This is a genomic window from Dokdonella fugitiva, assembly GCF_014138265.1.
Lineage (GTDB): Bacteria > Pseudomonadota > Gammaproteobacteria > Xanthomonadales > Rhodanobacteraceae > Dokdonella_A > Dokdonella_A fugitiva_A.
This window is the reverse complement of sequence record NZ_JACGXL010000002.1, coordinates 411,562-428,857: the sequence shown is the minus strand read 5'-3', so window position 1 is coordinate 428,857 and position 17,296 is coordinate 411,562. Positions and strand designations below refer to the sequence as shown.

10 protein-coding genes are annotated in these 17,296 nt (G+C 73.3%); 3 read left to right on the top strand and 7 right to left on the bottom strand.

The genetic code is table 11. From position 1 onward, the window contains the following. The first annotated feature begins 74 nt into the window (after window positions 1–74). The 3 genes from FHW12_RS08040 to FHW12_RS08030 all read left to right on the top strand — a co-directional run bounded on the left by FHW12_RS08040 (window position 75) and on the right by FHW12_RS08030 (window position 4,204). Window positions 75–683, top strand: a complete 609-nt coding sequence (locus FHW12_RS08040) for a class I SAM-dependent DNA methyltransferase (RefSeq protein ID WP_182530492.1) — start codon at window positions 75–77, stop codon at window positions 681–683. Further along, a complete protein-coding gene (locus tag FHW12_RS08035) occupies window positions 680–2,989 on the top strand; it encodes a winged helix-turn-helix domain-containing protein (protein ID WP_182530491.1) in 2,310 nt (769 codons plus the stop codon). Before FHW12_RS08040 ends, FHW12_RS08035 begins: the two co-directional genes overlap by 4 nt. 120 nt (window positions 2,990–3,109) lie before the next feature. Continuing rightward, on the top strand, window positions 3,110–4,204 hold the full coding sequence (locus FHW12_RS08030; RefSeq protein ID WP_182530490.1) for a hypothetical protein: 1,095 nt from the start codon (window positions 3,110–3,112) through the stop codon (window positions 4,202–4,204). A gap of 89 nt (window positions 4,205–4,293) precedes the next feature. Here FHW12_RS08030 and FHW12_RS08025 read toward each other — a convergent pair whose 3' ends face one another. The 7 genes from FHW12_RS08025 to FHW12_RS07995 form a co-directional block, all read right to left on the bottom strand. Beyond that, window positions 4,294–6,015, bottom strand: coding sequence for an alkaline phosphatase (locus FHW12_RS08025; protein ID WP_182530489.1), 1,722 nt, complete (start codon window positions 6,013–6,015; stop codon window positions 4,294–4,296). A 71-nt stretch (window positions 6,016–6,086) separates the two neighbouring features. Further along, window positions 6,087–7,055, bottom strand: a complete 969-nt coding sequence (locus FHW12_RS08020) for an SGNH/GDSL hydrolase family protein (RefSeq protein WP_182530488.1) — start codon at window positions 7,053–7,055, stop codon at window positions 6,087–6,089. 53 nt (window positions 7,056–7,108) lie between these two features. Beyond that, complete coding sequence (locus FHW12_RS08015) at window positions 7,109–8,545, bottom strand: amino acid permease (RefSeq protein ID WP_182530487.1); 1,437 nt, start codon at window positions 8,543–8,545, stop codon at window positions 7,109–7,111. A gap of 268 nt (window positions 8,546–8,813) precedes the next feature. Continuing rightward, the gene (locus tag FHW12_RS08010) at window positions 8,814–10,562 is read right to left on the bottom strand and encodes a hypothetical protein (protein WP_182530486.1); all 1,749 of its coding nucleotides are present in this window, start codon (window positions 10,560–10,562) and stop codon (window positions 8,814–8,816) included. Between the two features lie 28 nt (window positions 10,563–10,590). Next, entirely contained in the window at window positions 10,591–11,622 is a 1,032-nt protein-coding gene (locus FHW12_RS08005) for a hypothetical protein (protein WP_182530485.1), read from the bottom strand. A gap of 137 nt (window positions 11,623–11,759) precedes the next feature. Further along, on the bottom strand, window positions 11,760–14,078 hold the full coding sequence (locus FHW12_RS08000) for a winged helix-turn-helix domain-containing protein (RefSeq protein ID WP_182530484.1): 2,319 nt from the start codon (window positions 14,076–14,078) through the stop codon (window positions 11,760–11,762). A gap of 40 nt (window positions 14,079–14,118) precedes the next feature. Next, entirely contained in the window at window positions 14,119–17,088 is a 2,970-nt protein-coding gene (locus tag FHW12_RS07995; RefSeq protein ID WP_182530483.1) for a ligand-binding sensor domain-containing diguanylate cyclase, read from the bottom strand. Between the last annotated feature and the right edge of the window lie 208 nt (window positions 17,089–17,296).

Sequence of the window (17,296 nt, the reverse complement as noted above, 5' to 3'; positions counted from 1 at the left end):
TTATCCACCTCCGCTCGGCCGGCGCGCGCGCGTCGCTTACCATGGGCGCTTCCCTGCCCGCGGCGCCACCCACGATGAACAAAACGTACGACCGCGCCTACTTCGACAAGTGGTACCGCAGCAGCATGCACCGCGTCGGCTCGCGCGCCGAGCTCGCGCGCAAGGTCGCGATGGTCGTGCACCTCGCCGAGTACTACCTCGCGCGGCCGCTGCGCAACGTGCTCGACGTCGGCTGCGGCGAAGCCGCGTGGCGCGCGCCGCTGCTGCGGCTGCGGCCGAAACTCGCCTACCGCGGCCTCGACTCGAGCGAGTACGCGGTCGCGCGCTACGGCCGCTCGCGCAACGTCGGCCTCGCCACGTTCGGCCAGCTCGCCGAGCTGCGTTTCGACGAACGCTTCGATCTCGTCGTCTGCAGCGACATGCTGCACTACGTGCCCGCGCGCGAGGTCGCGCGCGGACTGTCGGGCTTCGCCGACCTGCTCGAAGGGCTCGCCTTCATCGAGGTGTTCACCGCGCGCGACGACCCGGGCGGCGACACGCGCGGCTTCATCGCCCGTTCGCCCACCTGGTACCGCACGCGGTTCGCGGCTGCCGGACTCATCGCGTGCGGCTCGCACGCGTACCTGTCGCCTCGGCTGATGCGTTCGGTCGCCGCGCTCGAGTGCATGCCGGCGCGCGCATGACCGCGTATCACTTCGGCGCGTTCACGCTCGATGCGTCGACGCGCGAACTGCGCAAGGACGGCACGCGCATCGCACTGCCTTCGCGTGCGTTCACCTGCCTGCTCATGCTGGTCGAACGACGCGAGCGCGCGGTCGATCGCGACGAGCTCATCCGCGCGCTCTGGCGCCACGGCGCCGCGACGGACGTGCAACTCGGCCAGCTCGTCGTGCAATGCCGGCGCGCCCTCGACGACGACGGCCAGACGCAATGGGCGATCCGCACGGTGGCGGGATTCGGCTACCAGTGGGTCGCGCCGACCGCGGCGGTCGAGGTCGCCTCGGCACCCCCCGCGCCGGCGCCGCCGCGCGACCGCGACGCGGCGGTCGCGCCGCCCCCGCCGGTGCGCGAACCGCGGCGGGCACGACGGGTCGGGCTCGCGCTGATGTTCGCGATCCTGCTCGCGGCAACCGCCGCGTGGCTGTGGCATCGCTCCGGCGAACAGGCGCGCGGCGATGCATCGATCGCGCGCGTCGTCGTACTCCCGCTCGCCACCGGCGATGGCGACGACCGCTGGCTGCGCCTCGGCGGCATGGACCTCGTCGCCGATCGGCTGCGGCGCAGCGGCCTGGTCGTGCAGCCGAGCGAACTGACCGTCGGCCAGTTGCGCGCGCTCGGCGAAGGCGACGGCGATGCGGCGGCCTCGCTGCGTCGCATCGCGCCCACGGCGACGCTCGTCGAAGGCGAGGTCCGGCAGCGCGACGGCCGCTGGTTCGCGCGCGTGCGCGCGACGCGCGAGGGCGACGCGCCGCCGCTTTCCGTGGCATGCGACGATGCCGGCGCGATCGCGGCCGTGCGCGGAGCGGCCGACCGCCTCGCCGCGGCGCTCGGCCGCATGCCGGCGGACGCCGCGGACGCCGACTCGGTCGGCGAAACGCTGCAACGTGCGCAGGCCGCGCTGCTCGCGAACGAACCCGACACGGCGCGCTCGATCCTGCTCGGCGACGCACGGCTCGCGCACGACACGCCGCGCCTGCGCCAGCAGCTGGCCGAAGTCGACATCCGCGCCGGTCGCCTCGACGAGGCAAGGCGCACGCTCGAGGAACTGCTCCCCGCGACGACGACGGATCGCGTGTTCCGCGCACAACTGCTGGCTGCACGCGGCCTGATTGCTGTGCGTTCGGGCGAGTACGCCGACGCCGGGCACTGGTTCGGCGAAGGCATCGACCTGCTCGGCGACGCACCCGAGCCGCAACTGCGCGGTCGCCTGCACAACGGGCGCGCGGTCAGCCGCACGTCGCTCGAGGACTATCCCGCGGCGCTGCTCGACTACGGCATCGCGCGCGACGCGTTCCAGCGCGCCGGTGACGAAGGCGGTGTCGCGCGCGTCGACGGCAACATCGGCGCGATGGAACTGCTGCGCGCCCATCCGGCGCAGGCCGAGCCCTATCTCACCGCGGCGATCGCACGCTTCGAAGCGCTCGGCCTCGTGCAGGAACGCATCGGCGAACTGCAGCTGTTGTTCGAAGCGCGGCGCGCGCAGCTCGACGACGCGCGCGCGTGGGAAGCGATGGACGCGTCGTGGGCGCAGCGCGCGCGCGTGCCGAGCCGCTATTCGCGCCTTTCGATGCGCCTGTATCGCACCGAACAGCTGCTGCAGCAGGGCCGCCACAACGAAGCCGGCGCGCTGCTCGACGACCCCGCCAACGACGGCCGGCCGGCCGACGCCGCCGAGAACGAGCGCATCCGCCTGCTGCGCGCCGAGCTCGCCTGGCGCCGCGGCGACGGCGACGGCGCGCTCGCCGAACTCGCACCCGTGCCCGCCGGCGCCCTCGCCTCGGCCGACAGCGACCTCATCCGCGCCGACGTCGAACTGCTGCGCGCGCGCATCGAGCGCGCGACGGGCCATGCGCGCGCGAGTCCGGGTGCAGCCGACCCAGGCGGGGACCGGCCGGCCAACGCGCGCACGCCGATCCGCCTGCTCGCGGCCGCCAACCGCGCCTGGGCGGAACGGCGCGACGACGAGGCCGCGCACGCGTTCGCCGCGGCGTTCGCGCTCGCCCAGGCGCAGGGCGTGCCGCTGACGATCCTGCGTGTCGCGCAGGACTACGTCGACCACCTCCTCGCGCGCGGGCGCGTCGCCGAGGCGGCCGTGATCGCGAACCAGGTGGCGCTGTGGGCCGATCACGACTACGACGCGGCGCTCGTGCAGCTCGCGCTCGCCCGCGCGCAGGGGCGGCGCGAAGCGTGGCAGGCCGCCCTCGACGCCACTCGCCGGCTCGCCGGCGAGCGCGCGATCCCGCGCGTGCTCGGCGTGCCGCCCGGCTGAATCCGCGGCCGGAACACGATCCGAACGCGATTCGCATCCGATCCGAACGCGCGCCTGCGCGCGCCGCGGCAGGCTCGTGCGGTCCGCGACCCGCGCGGCGACACCTAGCTCGAGGCCTCCATGCACCTGCGCCGTTTCCCGTCCCTGCTCCTCGCAGTCCTGCCCGCCGCCGCCGCGATCGCGGGCGCACCCGCGCCGCACTACCACCTCGCCGCGATCACGATCCCGGATTCGAACGGTGTCTACGTCGCCGACGTCAACGACGCGGGCCAGGCGGTCGGCTACTACATCGACGCGAACTTCGCCAACCAGGCGTTCCTGTTCGACGGACAGCAGGCGATCACGTTGCCGCGTCCAGCCGGCCGCGACGAGGCGACCGCGGCCGCGATCAACGATCTCGGCCAGATCGTCGGCTATGCCTCGACGATCACCGAAGACGGCGCGCAGACGACCGCGCTGCTGTGGGACGCGGCGCATCCCGGCGACTACGTCGTGATCGGCGACGACCAGGCGTACAAGCTCAACCCGGCCGACATCAACAACAACGGTGTCGTCGTCGGCCTCGCCTCGCAGGAGGGCGCGTTCCGCGCGTTCAGCTGGAGCGCCGGCGGCGGCCTCGTCGACGACGGCGTGCCGGCGCACGGGCCGGACACGCAGGCGTACTGGTCCGCGATCAACGACGCCGGCACGATCGTCGGCGGCTGGAATCCGATCTTCGCGGTTTCGCATGCGACCACCGGCACGTTCGGCACCGCGGGCATCGACGCGATCGCGGCGGGCGTCGACGACGTCGCGAGCATGGCGCACGGCATCGACGAAGCCGGCACCGCGGTCGGCGAGATGGACGTCGCGGGCGACGGCCATGCGGTGCCGGTGGTGTTCCAGGGCGGCGTGGCGACGGCGATCCCCGGCGCGCTGCTCGGCCTGCCGAACGGCGCCGCCTACGGCATCAACGCGGACGGCACGATCGTCGGGCGCGCGCAGGATTTCGCGACCCTGACCTTCAAGGCGTTCGTCTACGCCGGTGGCGTCGCCTACGACCTGCTCGAGCAATGCGACGGCGACGCGGGCTTCCCGTACCTGCTCAAGGCCGCCGCGATCAATGACCATGGCGTCGTCGTCGGCCTCGGCCGCGTCGGCGACTTCGACGTCGGCAGCTTCATCGCGACGCCGATCGACGCCGACGCGATCTTCGACGACGGCTTCGACGGCTGAAGCGATCGCGGTGTCGCCGCGCTCTGCACGCAGGCCGGACGCGCACGGCGCGGCCGGCACATGCGTCGCATGCCGCGCGGGAAAAACGCCTAGGGCGCCTTGGTGGCCGCGAGCAACTGCTCGCGCGTCGGCCGCTTCACCGGCACGCCGTTCGCATCGCAGCTGCCGAGCCTGCACAGCTCGGCGCGGATCGCGTCCGCGTTCTGCGCGATCACGTGGAACAGCGCGTTCTCCTCCATCGAACCGTGCACCGCGGCCGAGCCGGGGCCGCGCGCGTACACGGCGACGTCGTCGCCGCCGTGCGTCTCCGCACCGAGCGGGACCATCGCTTCCTGCTCGTAGTCCTCGGCCTCGGTGTCGACGTGCTCGAGGTTGGGCCGCCCGTGTTCCGTGCGCTGGTAGCCGGTCGGGTCGTGCGGGTAACGCTTCGGGCCTTCGGCTTGGCGCTCGCTCGCGCCCGGGTAGCCCGGGCCGTTCGCGTACTGCAGCGTCGTGTACGGCAGGCCGGTCGCGTCGCGCGCGTAGTCCTTCGTCGGCGTGCCTTCGCCGCTCGAACCGCGCACCTTGCCGAGGATCGGATTGCCGCGCGCGGGATAGCCGACGAACGTGAGCGTGTGGCTGTGGTCGGCGGTGACGAGGATGAGCGTGTCGTCGGCCGACGTCATCTCGTTCGCGACCGCGACCGCGTGCGCGAACTCGATCGTCTCGTTGAGCGCGCGGAACGCGTTGCCGGCGTGGCTGCCGTGGTCGATGCGCCCGCCCTCGACCATGAGGAAGTACCCATTCGGACGCCTCTGCAACACCGTCAGCGCGGCGCGCGTCATCTCCGACAGGCTCGGCTCGCCGGCCGGATCGCGTGCGCGCTCGTTTTCGTACTTGAGGTGCTCGACGTCGAACAGGCCGAGCACGCGACGGGTGTTCGCGAGGTCGAGTGCATCGAGCTGCTGCGTGTTCCAGACGTAGGCGGCGCCCGGCTGCTTCTTCCAGTCGGCGACGAGGTCGCGGCCGTCGAGGCGCTTGCCCGGGAAGCCCGCGTACTCCGGATCCTGCTGGCTCGCCGGCATGAATTCGGTGCGGCCGCCGCCGAATGCGACCGTGATGCCGTCGCCGATGCGGAAGTCGACGAGCTGCTGCGCGAAGTCGGTGCAGCCGGCGGCACGATCCTTGTCCGACATCTCGGCATCGACTTCCCAGTTGCGCTCGGGCAGGTGGCCGTAGGTCGCCGCGGGCGTCGCGTGCGTGATGCGCGTGGTCGTGACGACGCCGGTCGCGAGCCCGGCCGCGGCGGCGAGTTCCAGCGCGCTGACGACTTCGGTGCCCTTGCCGGAGGCGCAGTCGCCGCGCGTCGCGCGCTGGTCGACGCCGATCACGCCGAAGCGCGTCTTCACGCCGCTCATGATCGCGGTCATCGTGCCGGCCGAGTCGGGCGTCTGGTGGTCGGTCTCGTAGGTCTTGCTCAGCGCGCTCGCCGGGAAGCGCTCGAACGACAGCCGATTCTCCTCGCCCGAGCCGCCCTTGCGCTGGCCGTCGAGGATGCGCGCGGCGGTGATCGTCGGGATGCTCATGCCGTCGCCGAGGAACACGATCACGTTCTTCGCGTGCGCGCGCTGCGGCAGGTTCGCGTGCGCGGCGGCAGCGCCCGCGCGGAACCACCAGTCGGGCGTCTCGCCGTCGGGATGGTGGATCACGGGCACGTCGATCGCGGTGCCGGCGACACTCGCGCGCGGCGTCGCGGGCGCGCACGCGGCACTGCCGAGGCAGATCGCGACGCCAGCGGCGATCAGGCGCAGGGAAAGGAACGACGACGACATCGAGGCGACTCCGGCCGACGGGATGGTGCACCAGTGCAGCACATCCGCGTTGCGGGCGCCATCGCGACGACTCAGCGCGGCCGACGGCCGCGACCACGCGCGGGCTTCGCCGCGGCCTTGCGCGACGCGGCCGCCTTCTTCGCCGCGCCCGCGCCCGCGAGCGCCGGCATGCGCAGGCCACGCAGGCTCGCCGCGCCGACCTGCGGCGTGCGCCCGACGCGCGCATCGAGTTCCTCCATCCAGCGCTGCGCGACGCGTTCCCAGCCTGCCGCGGTGAAATGGATCTCGTCGTGCCAGAACGACGCCGGCATCGCCGCGACGACCGGGCGCAGGTCGAAATAGGCGACACCGGGCAGCGCGGACACGCGCGCGTTGAAGCGGTTCATGACCTCGTCGACGATCGCGCGCGCGTGCACCGCGTCGAGCCCGCAATGCTGCAGCAGCCACGGCCCGACCCACGGACCGATGCCGAGCAGCGGCAGCCAGGTCGAGCCCGGCTCGAGCGTCGGGATGATCGGGCCGTAGCCGTTCGTGAGCACCGGCGCGCCGCCGGGCACGAGGCGCGCGAGCAGTGCGCTCCAGCGGTTCGCCACCTGCTCGAAGATCGCGTCGAGCGCGGCGTCGTCGATGCGCGCGTCGCCGTCGCCACCGCCGACGTAGGTCTGGATCTTCGGGATGAAGTCGTTGCCGCCGCCGCTGACCATGAACGCGTCGAACGCGAACGGCCGCTGCTGCCGCGCGAACTCGCTGCGCACGTAGTCGAGCGCGACGAGATCGTGGTCGCCGGGCATCTGCTTCATCTCGAAGCCGACCTTGGCGATCGACAGCACGTTGAACCCCGGATGCGCGGGATCGATCGAGCGCACCCAGTCGTCGTCGTTGAGCAGGTTGACCACCGACGAACCGCGCCACCAGCCGCCCGGCGCGGCGAGCCACGAATCGCCGGTCGCGAACACCTTGATCGCCTTGCTGCGACTCTTGCAGCGCGCGAGGAACAGGTCGCAACGGTCGAGCGGGTACTCGCGGATCGGACCGGGCATGGCGCGCTCCCGCGCCGGCGAGGTTGCCGGCGCGTATACGAGTGTACCGCGCGTCAGCGCGGCGGTGCGAGGCGGCTGTGGCGGATGCCGTAGGCGAAGTAGATGACCAGGCCGAGCGCGACCCAGCCGACGAACACGGCCCAGGTGATCGCCGCGAGTTCGGACAGCAGCCACAGCGAGAACACGATGCCGACCACGGGCACCACCGGCACCCACGGCGTGCGGAACGCGCGCGGCAGGTCCGGCTTGCGCCGACGCAGGATGAGCACCGCGCTGCAGATCACGATGAACGCGGACAGCACGCCGATGTTGACGAGCTTGGCGACCTCGCCGAGCGGGAACAGGCCGGCGACGATCGCGGTGAAAAGGCCGAGCGCGAGCGTCGGCCGGTGCGGCGTGCCGTAGCTCGGATGCACCTTGGCGAACCAGCCCGGCAACAGGCCGTCGCGCGACAGCGCGAACCAGATGCGCGCCGCGGCGAGCATGAACGCGAAGATCACGCTGAGGATGCTCGCGACTGCGGTCGCCGAGATCGCCGCGCCGATCCACTTCATCCCGAGCGCCTGGAACGCGTGCGCGACCGGCGCGTCGTTGCCGAGCTGCGTGTACGACACCATGCCGGTCAGCACGAGCGTGATCGTGATGTACAGCGCCATCGACACGCCGAGCGAGAGCAGGATCGCGCGCGGCAGGTCGCGCTGCGGATCCTTCGCCTCCTCCGCAGCGGTGGTCAGCGTGTCGTAGCCGAACACCGCGAAGAAGACGACCGCGGCCGCGGTGACGACGCCCTGCCAGCCGTAGTGGCCGACGCCGTCGGCGCCGACGACGCGTTCGGGCACGAACGGGTGCCAGTTGGCGGGGTCGACGTGGAACATGCCGACACCGATCACGATCACGACCGCGACCACCTTGATCGCGACGATCAGCGTGTTCGCGCGCGCGCCCCATTCCGTGCGCATCGTCAGCAGCACCGCGACCGCCATCGCGACGAGCGCGGCGATGAGGTTGAACACGCGCCCGTCGCCCGAATGCGGCGCGCCCCGCAACGCCTCGGGCAGGTGCACGCCGAACGCGTCGAACAGGTTGAGCACGTAGCCGGACCAGCCGCTCGCGACGGCGGCGACGATGAGCGCGTACTCGAGGAGCAGGTCCCAGCCGATCAGCCAGGCGACGAGTTCGCCGAGCGTCGCGTAGCTGTAGGTGTAGGCGCTGCCGGTGACCGGGATCAGGCCGGCGAACTCGGCGTAGCAGAGCGCAGCCGCCGCGCTCGCGATGCCCGCGATGATGAACGACAGCGCGACCGCCGGGCCCGCATTCACCGCGGCCTGCTGCCCCGCGAGCACGAAGATGCCGACGCCGATGATGCCGCCGAGGCCGATCGCGGTGAGCTGCCAGACGCCGAGCACGCGGCGGAAGTCGCGGCGCGAGCCGAGTTCGGCCTGCAGTTGTTCGATCGGCTTGTGACGCGTCAGTTGCGCGAGCAGGCTCATGCGGCATTCCCCTGGGCGGAAGCGTCGATCATAGCCGCAACGCGATCGGGCAATCGGCGCAGTGCAGCACGGCGAAGCGCGTGCGAAGGCGCCGATGCCGCGGCGGGAAGATCCGCCATCGCCGAGGGAGGACGACGATGGCGGCGACGGGCGCGCGGCGCCGCGTCGGAACCCGCCTGCGCGAAGACGGGCGGCGACGTCGACGGCAGGGAACGAGCGCTTCCAGGCAGGGGCGGTGCACGCCCCCTGCCTGCGCATCAGCGAAGGCTCACGTCCCGTCGAAGCCGTCGGCGAAGATCACGTCGTTCGCGTCGGTGACGCAGTTCACCTCGACGTTCGTTACGTTCGCGCCCGCGAGCGTGCCGCTGCCATTGGCGATGCTGCACGTCTGCGCCGGATTGCCCGGCTGGGCAAGCACGCTGACCGTGTACGCGCTGCCATCGGCGAGCGGCGCTGCGAAGGTGAAGCCGCCATCGGCGCTGACCGGGAGGTCGTTCGCGCCGTCGAGCTGCAGCACGAGGCCGCTGCCTACGAGGCCGCTGACGCTGCCGCCGATCGTGTAGGTCGCCACCGGCGTGCCGAGCGTGCCGTCGAGGTTGAGGTTCTGCGCGCGGATCGTCGCGTCGTCGCCGTTGCCGCCGTCCTGCCAGGCGTACACCGCGAAACCGTCGCTGCCGATCGTGCCGGTCATGCGCCCGGTGTAGCGCTGCGTCTTCACTGCGGTCGTCTGCGCGGCCCAGACGTAGTCGCCGGCGGCGTCGAGGCGCGCGACCGTGAGCGGCTGGTCCGCGGCCGGGATCGCACCGGTGACCCAGCCCGCGAGCACGCCGTCGGGCGTCGGCAGCGCGGTCAGCTGCGAGATCACGTGGGTGCCGTCGGTCGAATCGGTGAGCGGCACGAGCACCTTGCCGGTGTCGCCCCACATGCGTGCGCCGCTGCTGTCGATGCGCTGCGCCGAGACGCCGTCGTAGTCGCTGCCGCCGGAATTGAGGTAGTCGTTCCACACCACGTAGATGCTGCCGCTCGCGGCATCCCAGCTCGCGACGGTGCCGAGGTGCGAGTTCGCCGTGTCGGTCGTCGCGAGCACGCCGTTGGCGCCTAGCAGCAGGTTGCCGCTCGCGTCGAGGTGCTGCACGCGCGCGTTCTGCACGAGGCCGATCGCGTCGTAGTCCCAGAACACGCCGCCGCCGGCGCCGTCGGCGATGAACGGCGGGTAGTAACCCGCCTGCAGGTTGCCCGCGCCGAACACGCGCACCGCGGTGCCGCTGCCCCACAGCGCAGCACCGTCGGCGGAAGCGAGCTTCTGCGCGCGCAGGATGCGCGTCGAGCCGGACTGGTTCGACCACGACGCGATCGCGTCGCCGCCGAGGCCGGGCTGCACGCCACCGAGCAGCTTGAACCCGCTCGGCTGGTTCAGCAGCACGCCGTTCGCGGCCCACAGCGCCGTGCCTGCGGGATCGAGCTTCTGCGCACGCACGCCGCCGTCGGCCGACCAGGCGACGACGACGTCGCCGTCGCTCGTTCCGGTGACGTAGGCGTTGTAGACCGCTTCGGTCGACGCCGGCGCCGACACGGTGAGGCCGGCCGCGCCCCACGCGAGCGAACCGTCGGCGAGCACCTTGCTCACGACGATGTGTTCGTCGGTCGAGTTGTTCGTGCAGCAGTTGAACGACACGTAGGCGTTGCCGGCGGTATCGACGGCGAGGCCATAGTCGTAGGTGAAGCTGTAGCCGCGGTCGGCGACGAGCACGCCGTCGTGCGCCCACAGCTCGTGGCCGCCCGCGTCGAGGCGCTGCAGGCGGATGTCGTAGCCGTCGGCGCCGTTGCCGAACCAGCTCACGTAGAAGCCGCCGTCCGGCGCGGCGACGATCTTCGGCTGCGTCGTGCCGCCCGTGGCGTCGCCGACGACGAGGTTGTTCGCCGCGTCGGACGACCACTGCGCGTGCGCCGCGGTCGCGAACGAAGCCGCGAGCGCCAGCGACGCGACGCGGAGCGGAAGAAGGAACCTGCACTTCATGGCGATGTCTCCAGGTGGCATGGTGGCGCTAGCGCGCCGTCGGTGGAAGTGACCCGGGCGTCGCGATGACACCGAGGTCGACGATGAAGGAATCGAAGCGTCCGTCGACGAGGCCAAAGCCGCCGATGCGGCCGCCGTCGGCGCTCACCGCGGTAGCGGCGAGCAAGGTCCAGCCGGGCGGCACGTCGATCGCGCGCGCGGCGAGTACGTCGCGCAAGCGCGCGATCCCGCCGTCGCGGGTGCGGATCATCGCGACGCGCTGCGCACCGCTGCCGGCGACACCCGCCAGCACGCTGCCGTCGTCGCTGCTCGCGCTGAAGCGCGTCGCCGGCGCCAGGCGCGCGACGACGCTCGCCGGCGGCGTCCAGCGGTACGTGGCGTGGCCGTGCACGTCGTTGCCGCTGGTGCCGAGCAGGATCGTCGCCGCGCGGTTCGCGCCGACGAGTTCGTCGTCGTGCAGGCGCGCCGCCGCCGTCGTGCAGCACACGCGCGCGTCGGTCCACAGCACGCCGTGGCGCGTCGCGGCCTGGCCGCTCCAGCCGTACACGCGGCGACCGTCGTCGCTGATGCCGATCGCCGCGCTCGGCGCGGCGTCGAGCACCTGCCATCCCGACGCCGCGCTCCAGCGCACGGCGACGGTGCCCGCAGCGCTCGCGCCGATACCGACCAGTTGCGGTTCGTCGTCGATGCCCCAGGCCACGCTGAGCACACCCGCGGCGGCTTCGGCGCCCGGCAGGCCGTCGAGCGCATGCATGCGGCCGTCGGCATCCCACCAGGTCGCGACTTCGCGCTGCTGCGCGTCGAGCGAGGAGCCGGCGACGTAGCGACCGGACGCGGAGATCGCACGTACGGAGACGGCGCGGTCGAGCAGCACCGGTGCCTCGCCTTCGCGCCAGCGGAAGCCGCCGCTGGCACCACCGATCACGCCGCCCGCGGCGGCGCGGCCGTCCGCCGACAGCGCGGCGAGCTGGCTGCCCGGCAAGGCGAGCGCATGGAACTCGCCGGCGGCCGCGCTGGAGGCGGCGAGCAGGTAGAGCAGCGACGGCAGGATTCGGAACATGCGGCCAGCATCCGCCCGTGCCGGCGTGGGCGCTTGAGCGGCGGCTGGCGATGCGCTGACGGTCGCCTCAAAGGCGCCTGACAGGCGGCTGAAATCGGCCCTGCTTCAAACGCTTGCACGCTTACGAGGCCGGCGGGCTAGAGCGGCAGGCGCGGATCGCGTTCGCCGGCGAGGCGTCGTTGCGCGGCCTCCGCGGCGGTCGCCGCGGCGCCGTCGCCGATCGCGCGGTAGTAGGCGGCGGCCGCGCGTGCGCAGCGATAGTCGCGCTCGTCCCAGGCGACGAGGCGCCCGACGAGCGTCGCCGCGGCGTCGAGCCCGGCACGGTCGGCCTGCTGCAGGCGCCAGGCGAGCGCGGCGACCGCGACGCGCGCGACCGCCTCGGGCGAGCCGCGCCGGTCGGCCGCGACGAGCGCGGCGTCGAAGTGCGTGGCCGCGTCGACCGAACCGTGCGCGACGGCGAGCGCGGCGGCGCCGAGTTCGAGCGCGAACGCGCGATCGCGATCGCCGCTCGCGTCCGCGTCGGTCTGCAATGCGTGCAGCACGCGCTCGAGCGTCGCCGTGTCGCCACCGCGGCGCAGCGCCTCGGCGGCGACGAGCACGAGGTTGGAGAGGGTGAGGTCGGCGTCGCCGCGGCCGCGATCGAGCAAGCTGGCGACGCGAGCGCTCGCCTGCGCGCCGTCGCCGCGTTCGAATGCGAGCGTCGCGCGCAACTGTTCGAACTCGCGGTCGCCCGCAGCGGCTCCGCCGTTCTCGTCGAGCACGCGCTCGGCCGCCGCCAGCGCGCCGGCGGTGATCAGCGCGCTCGCGCGCACCGCGGCGACGCGGCGCTTGAGCAGCGGATTCTCGAGTTGCGCGGCGAGGTTAACCGCGCGCTCGCTGCTCGCCAGCGCGCCGGCGTCGTCGAGCAGTGCGAGTTGCGCGTTCGCCTTGCCGAGCAGCGCGGCGGCGAGGTTGTCGCGCACGTCGAAGCGATTGAACGTCGCGATCGCGCGATCGAACGCGGCATCGGCCTGGTCGTAGCGGCCGCGGCCGCCTTCGACGAGCGCGGCGTTGACCTCCACCGTCGCCGCGCCGGTGCGGTCGCCGGCGCGCTCGAACTCGACGCGCGCGCGCGCGAAATCGGCGAGCGCGGCGTCGGCGTGGCCGCGCGCGCCGTGCGCGACGCCGCGGCCGCTGTAGGCGCTGCCGAGCAGGTCCGCGTTGGCCGCGACGTTCGCGAGCATCGTGATCGCCGCCGAGTAGGCGCGTTCGGCAGCGTCGAAGTCGCCGCGCCGCACGGCGACGGCACCGAGCCCCATCTGCGCCTGCGCACGCGGGTCGGCGGCCACTGCAGCATCGTCGGCGAGCGGCTGCAGCAACGCGGTCGCCTCGTCGAGGCGGCCGGCACGGAACGCGATCTGGCCCGTGCGCACGCGCACCGCCGGATCGCCGGCAAGGTTCGCCGGCGTCGTGTCGGCGAGGCGATGCGCTTCCTCGAGGTCGCCCGCGAGCAGCGCCGCGTCCATGCGCTGCACGAGTTCGGTCGCCGCGCCGCTGCGCGCCGCCGGCGTGGCGGTGACGCCGAGCGCGGCGGCGAAGCGCGCGAGGGCGAGGCTCGAGGCGTCGAGCGGGTTGTCCGCGCGCGCCTCGTAACTGAGCACGCCGCCGTCGTGGTAGACGTCGAGCACGACCGCCCACGCGTCATCGGCCCAGGTCGCCTGCGGCGCGACGATGTAGCGCGCGCCGGTCGACAGCTCGAGGCGATGCAGCGTGCCCGCATCGGCGGGATCGAAGTTGCCGCTGGCGAGCAACAGCGTCTGTTCGCTCGGCAATACCTTGAGGCCCGCGCCGCGCAGGTTCGCGGCGAGGAAGTCCATCGCCCCGAGGCGCACCCACGCCGCACCGCGGTCACCGCCGCGCACGTCGACCGGCAGTACCATGACGACGCGTTCGCCGCGCGCGACGTTCGCCACGGCCGACGGCGCCGCGTCCGATGCGCCGCGTCGGCTCCAGGCGAACGCGAACACGACCGCGGCGAACACGACGACCGCTACGGCCACGAGCACGCGCGCGCCGACGCGCGCGCGCTCGGGCGCCGCGGCTGGCGGCACGACCGCGGACGCGACCGTCGCCTCCGCGGCCGGCGCGACGGATGCGCCGACCTCCTCGACCGCGAGCACCCAGCGGTAGCCGAAGCGCGGCACGGTGCGGATCGCGCGCTGCTCGTTGCCGGTGTCGCCGACCGCGCGGCGTGCGCGCAGCAGGGTCTGCGCGAGCACGTCGTCGCTGACGTCGACGCGACCCCAGACCGCGCTGATGAGCTCGTCGCGGCCGACCGCACGCTCGCGGTGCTCGACCAGCCAGATCAGGCAGTCGAGCGACTTCGGCGGCAGTGCGACGAGCTGTTCGCCGTACCACAGCTCGCGCGCCGCCGGAGCGAGGCGATAGTCGCCGAACCGGTACTCGTGGGAGGTCATGCGCCTAGAGTAGCGCGGCGTCGCGCGCCGTCGCAGGAATTCAGGCGCGCGCCGCGCGCGTCGCGCACACGCACGGCGGCGTGCCCTCGCCGTGGCGCGCGTCGACGCGCATCGCGCGATCACGGCCCTCGCGCTTGGCGCGGTAGAGCGCCGCGTCCGCGCGCGCGATCGCGTGTTCGAGGTCGAGCGCAGGCGGTTCCGCCGGCGGGAACGCGATCGCGCCGATCGACGCGGTGACGACGAGGCGATGCGTGCCGGCCTGTACCGGCGCCGACGACAGCTCGGCGAGCAGGCGCACGAGCAGTGCGTCGGCCGCGTCGCGCTCGACGTCGCGCAGCAGCAGCAGGAATTCCTCGCCGCCCCAGCGCAGCACGATGTCCCCCGCACGCGCGACGCGCAACAGTCGGCGCGCGATCTCGACCAGCACCGCGTCGCCGGCATCGTGGCCGCAATCGTCGTTGATGCGCTTGAAGTGATCGACGTCGAGCAGCACGACGAGCAGCGCACGCGCGGGTGACGCGCGGCGCGCGCGTTCGGCTTCCGCATGGCCGGCGAGGGCGAAGTAGCGGCGATTCTTCAGCCCGGTCAGCGGATCGGTGACGGCGGCCTGCTCGAGGCGCGCGTTCGCCGCGGCCAGTTCGCCGGTGCGCAATGCGACTTCGGCTTCGAGCGCTTGTGCGCGCCGGCTCGCCGCGCGCAGGCGCCAGCGGCCGATGCCGAGGCCGATCGCGAGCAGCAGCAGCGCCGCCGCCGCGAGCGCCCACGCGCGCTGCCACCAGTGCGCGTCGACGCCGAACGCGAAGTCGATCGGCGCCGCGTCGACGCCGTCGGCGTCGCGCGCCTCGACCTGCAGGCGATAGCGACCCGGCGGCAGGCGCGGATAGGTGACGCCCGTCTCGGCGCTCCATGGGCCGAACGCGTCGTCGAGGCCGGACAGGCGCACGCGATAGCGCGTCGCGTACTCGCGGTCGAACGCGAACAGGCCGTAGTCGAAACGCACGCTGCTGTCGTCCGGCGACAATTGCGCCCCGACCGCGAGCGGGCGCAGCGCGCTGCCGTGGCGCGCATCGAGCAGGCGCAGCGGCGCGGGCGGCGCGGGCGCGTCGGCCTGCGGGCGCAGCGCGGCGAGTCCCGCCGCGGTCGCGCCGAACACGCGGCCGCGATCGTCGACCGCGACCGCGCCGATCTCTGGGCTGGCGAGCCCCGCTTCGGGACCGTAGACGCGACCGGCCTGGTCGCCGTCGCCGTCGCGGCGCAGGCTCATGACGCCGCGCGCGCCGAACACGTAGACCTCGTCGCCGACGACGCGCACGCGCGTGAGCGCGCCGAGCGCGCGCGCAGCGGGATAGGCGACGCAGCGTCCGTCCGCGTCGAGCCGGCGCAGGCCGTTGCGCGAGGCGATCCACGTGCGCGCGCCGCCGTCCTCGACGTCGAGCGCGAACGGTGCGAGTCCGTCCAGGCACGGCGCGCTGACGACGTGCCAGCCGTCGCGGTCGAGGCGCGTGAGGCCGGTGTCGGTCGCGGCCCAGAGCCGGTCCTCGCCCGAGCCCCCGGGTTCGGGTGCGGCGACGAGGTTCGGCACCGCGCCGCCGGGCACGAGGCCGGGCACGTTCTCGATGCGACGCAGACCGTCATCGGCGCGCCAGCGCGCGAGACCGTGGCCGCTCGCCGCGTATAGTTCGAAGTCGCCGCCGGCGAGGCGACGCAGCGCGAGCCGGTCGGCCGACACCGCGGGCAGCGCGGAGTTGTCGACCGTGAAATCGAGTTCGAGCGCATCGCCGCGCCAGCGTTGCAGGCCGGCGCGGTGGGCGATCCAGCGGCTGCCGTCGGGCGCGTCGACGAGGTCGTAGACGAGCTCGGTGTTGCGCGCGGGTGGCAGCAGCGGCACGAAACGGCCGTCGCTCCAGCGCGCCGCGCCGCTCGCCGTACCGACCCACAGCATGCGCGACGGCGCCGACCAGCCGACGCCGAGCACGATGCGGTCGGGCAATCCCATGCGCTCGTCGAACAGCGCCCAGCGATGCCGCTCGACGCGCGCGACGCCTGCGCTCATCGTGCCGATCCACAACGCGCCGCGGTGGCGTTCGCGCATGAGGCTCGCGACCGCGTTCGACGGCAGGCCGTGCTGGCTGTCGACGAGGCGCCAGACACCGTCGGCGCGGATCTCGAGCAGGCCGCCCGGGCGCAGGCCGACGTAGAGCACGGGACGGCCCTGCTCGTCGACGTCGGACTGCATCGCGAACACCATCGCGTTCGGCAGGCCTCGCGTCGCGGTCCACGATTCGAGCCGGTGGCCATCCCAGCGCGCGAGCCCGCGGCCGCTGCCGATCCACAAGTCGCCCGCGTGGCGCAGGATCGACAGGCCGACGTTGTTCGGCAGGCCGTGCGCACGGTCGAACGCGATGCCGGTGCGGTGCGGCGTCGCTTCGTCGATGCCTTCGATCTGGATCACGCCCTCGAGGTTCGTGCCGACCCACAGCCGCCACACGCCGTCGACCGCCTCGCCGTAGAGGCCGCGCGCGCCGGCGTCGGCAAGCGCGTCGATGCGTTCGCAATGATCGGCGCGGCAACGGAACAGGCCACCCGAAGCGGCGACCCACAGGCGACCGTCGGGCGCCTCCCAGAATGCGTTGATTTCTTCCGCGCCCGGCAGCGGCACCGCGCTCGCGACGCCGCCGACGACACGCCACGCACCGACCGCGTCGGTGCCGATCCACAACGCGCCGTCGCGCGCCTGCGCGAGCGCGCCGACCGCGTACGCGCGCTCGCCGGTCGGCAGCTCGACCGCCTGCCACGAGCGTCCGTCGTAGCGCGCGAGGCCGTGGTTGGTGCCCGCGTAGACGTAGCCGTCGGCGTCCTGCAGCAGCGCGAGCACGCTGTTCTGCGGCAGGCCGTCGGCGCTCGTGAAGCTGCGGAACGCGCGCCACTCGAGCGCGCCGTCCGGCTGTGCCGACGCGCTCGCCGCGAGCGCCGCGAACACGACACCGACGATCGCCACCCCGATGCGCATGCCCGCCATGCCGGCCCCTGGACGTCCCGACGCTGCGAGTGTACGGCGACATCGACCGCTCCGCGTGGATGGCTCGGTGCGACGCGCGCGCAGCTGAACCGCGCCCGCCTATCCCGCGACTGAACATTCAGCGCGCGTTTCTTGCGGTGCAGCGAACGGCGGTGCTCGAATCCGGACGTCGTATCCGAGCGACATTGTCCCGAGGAGG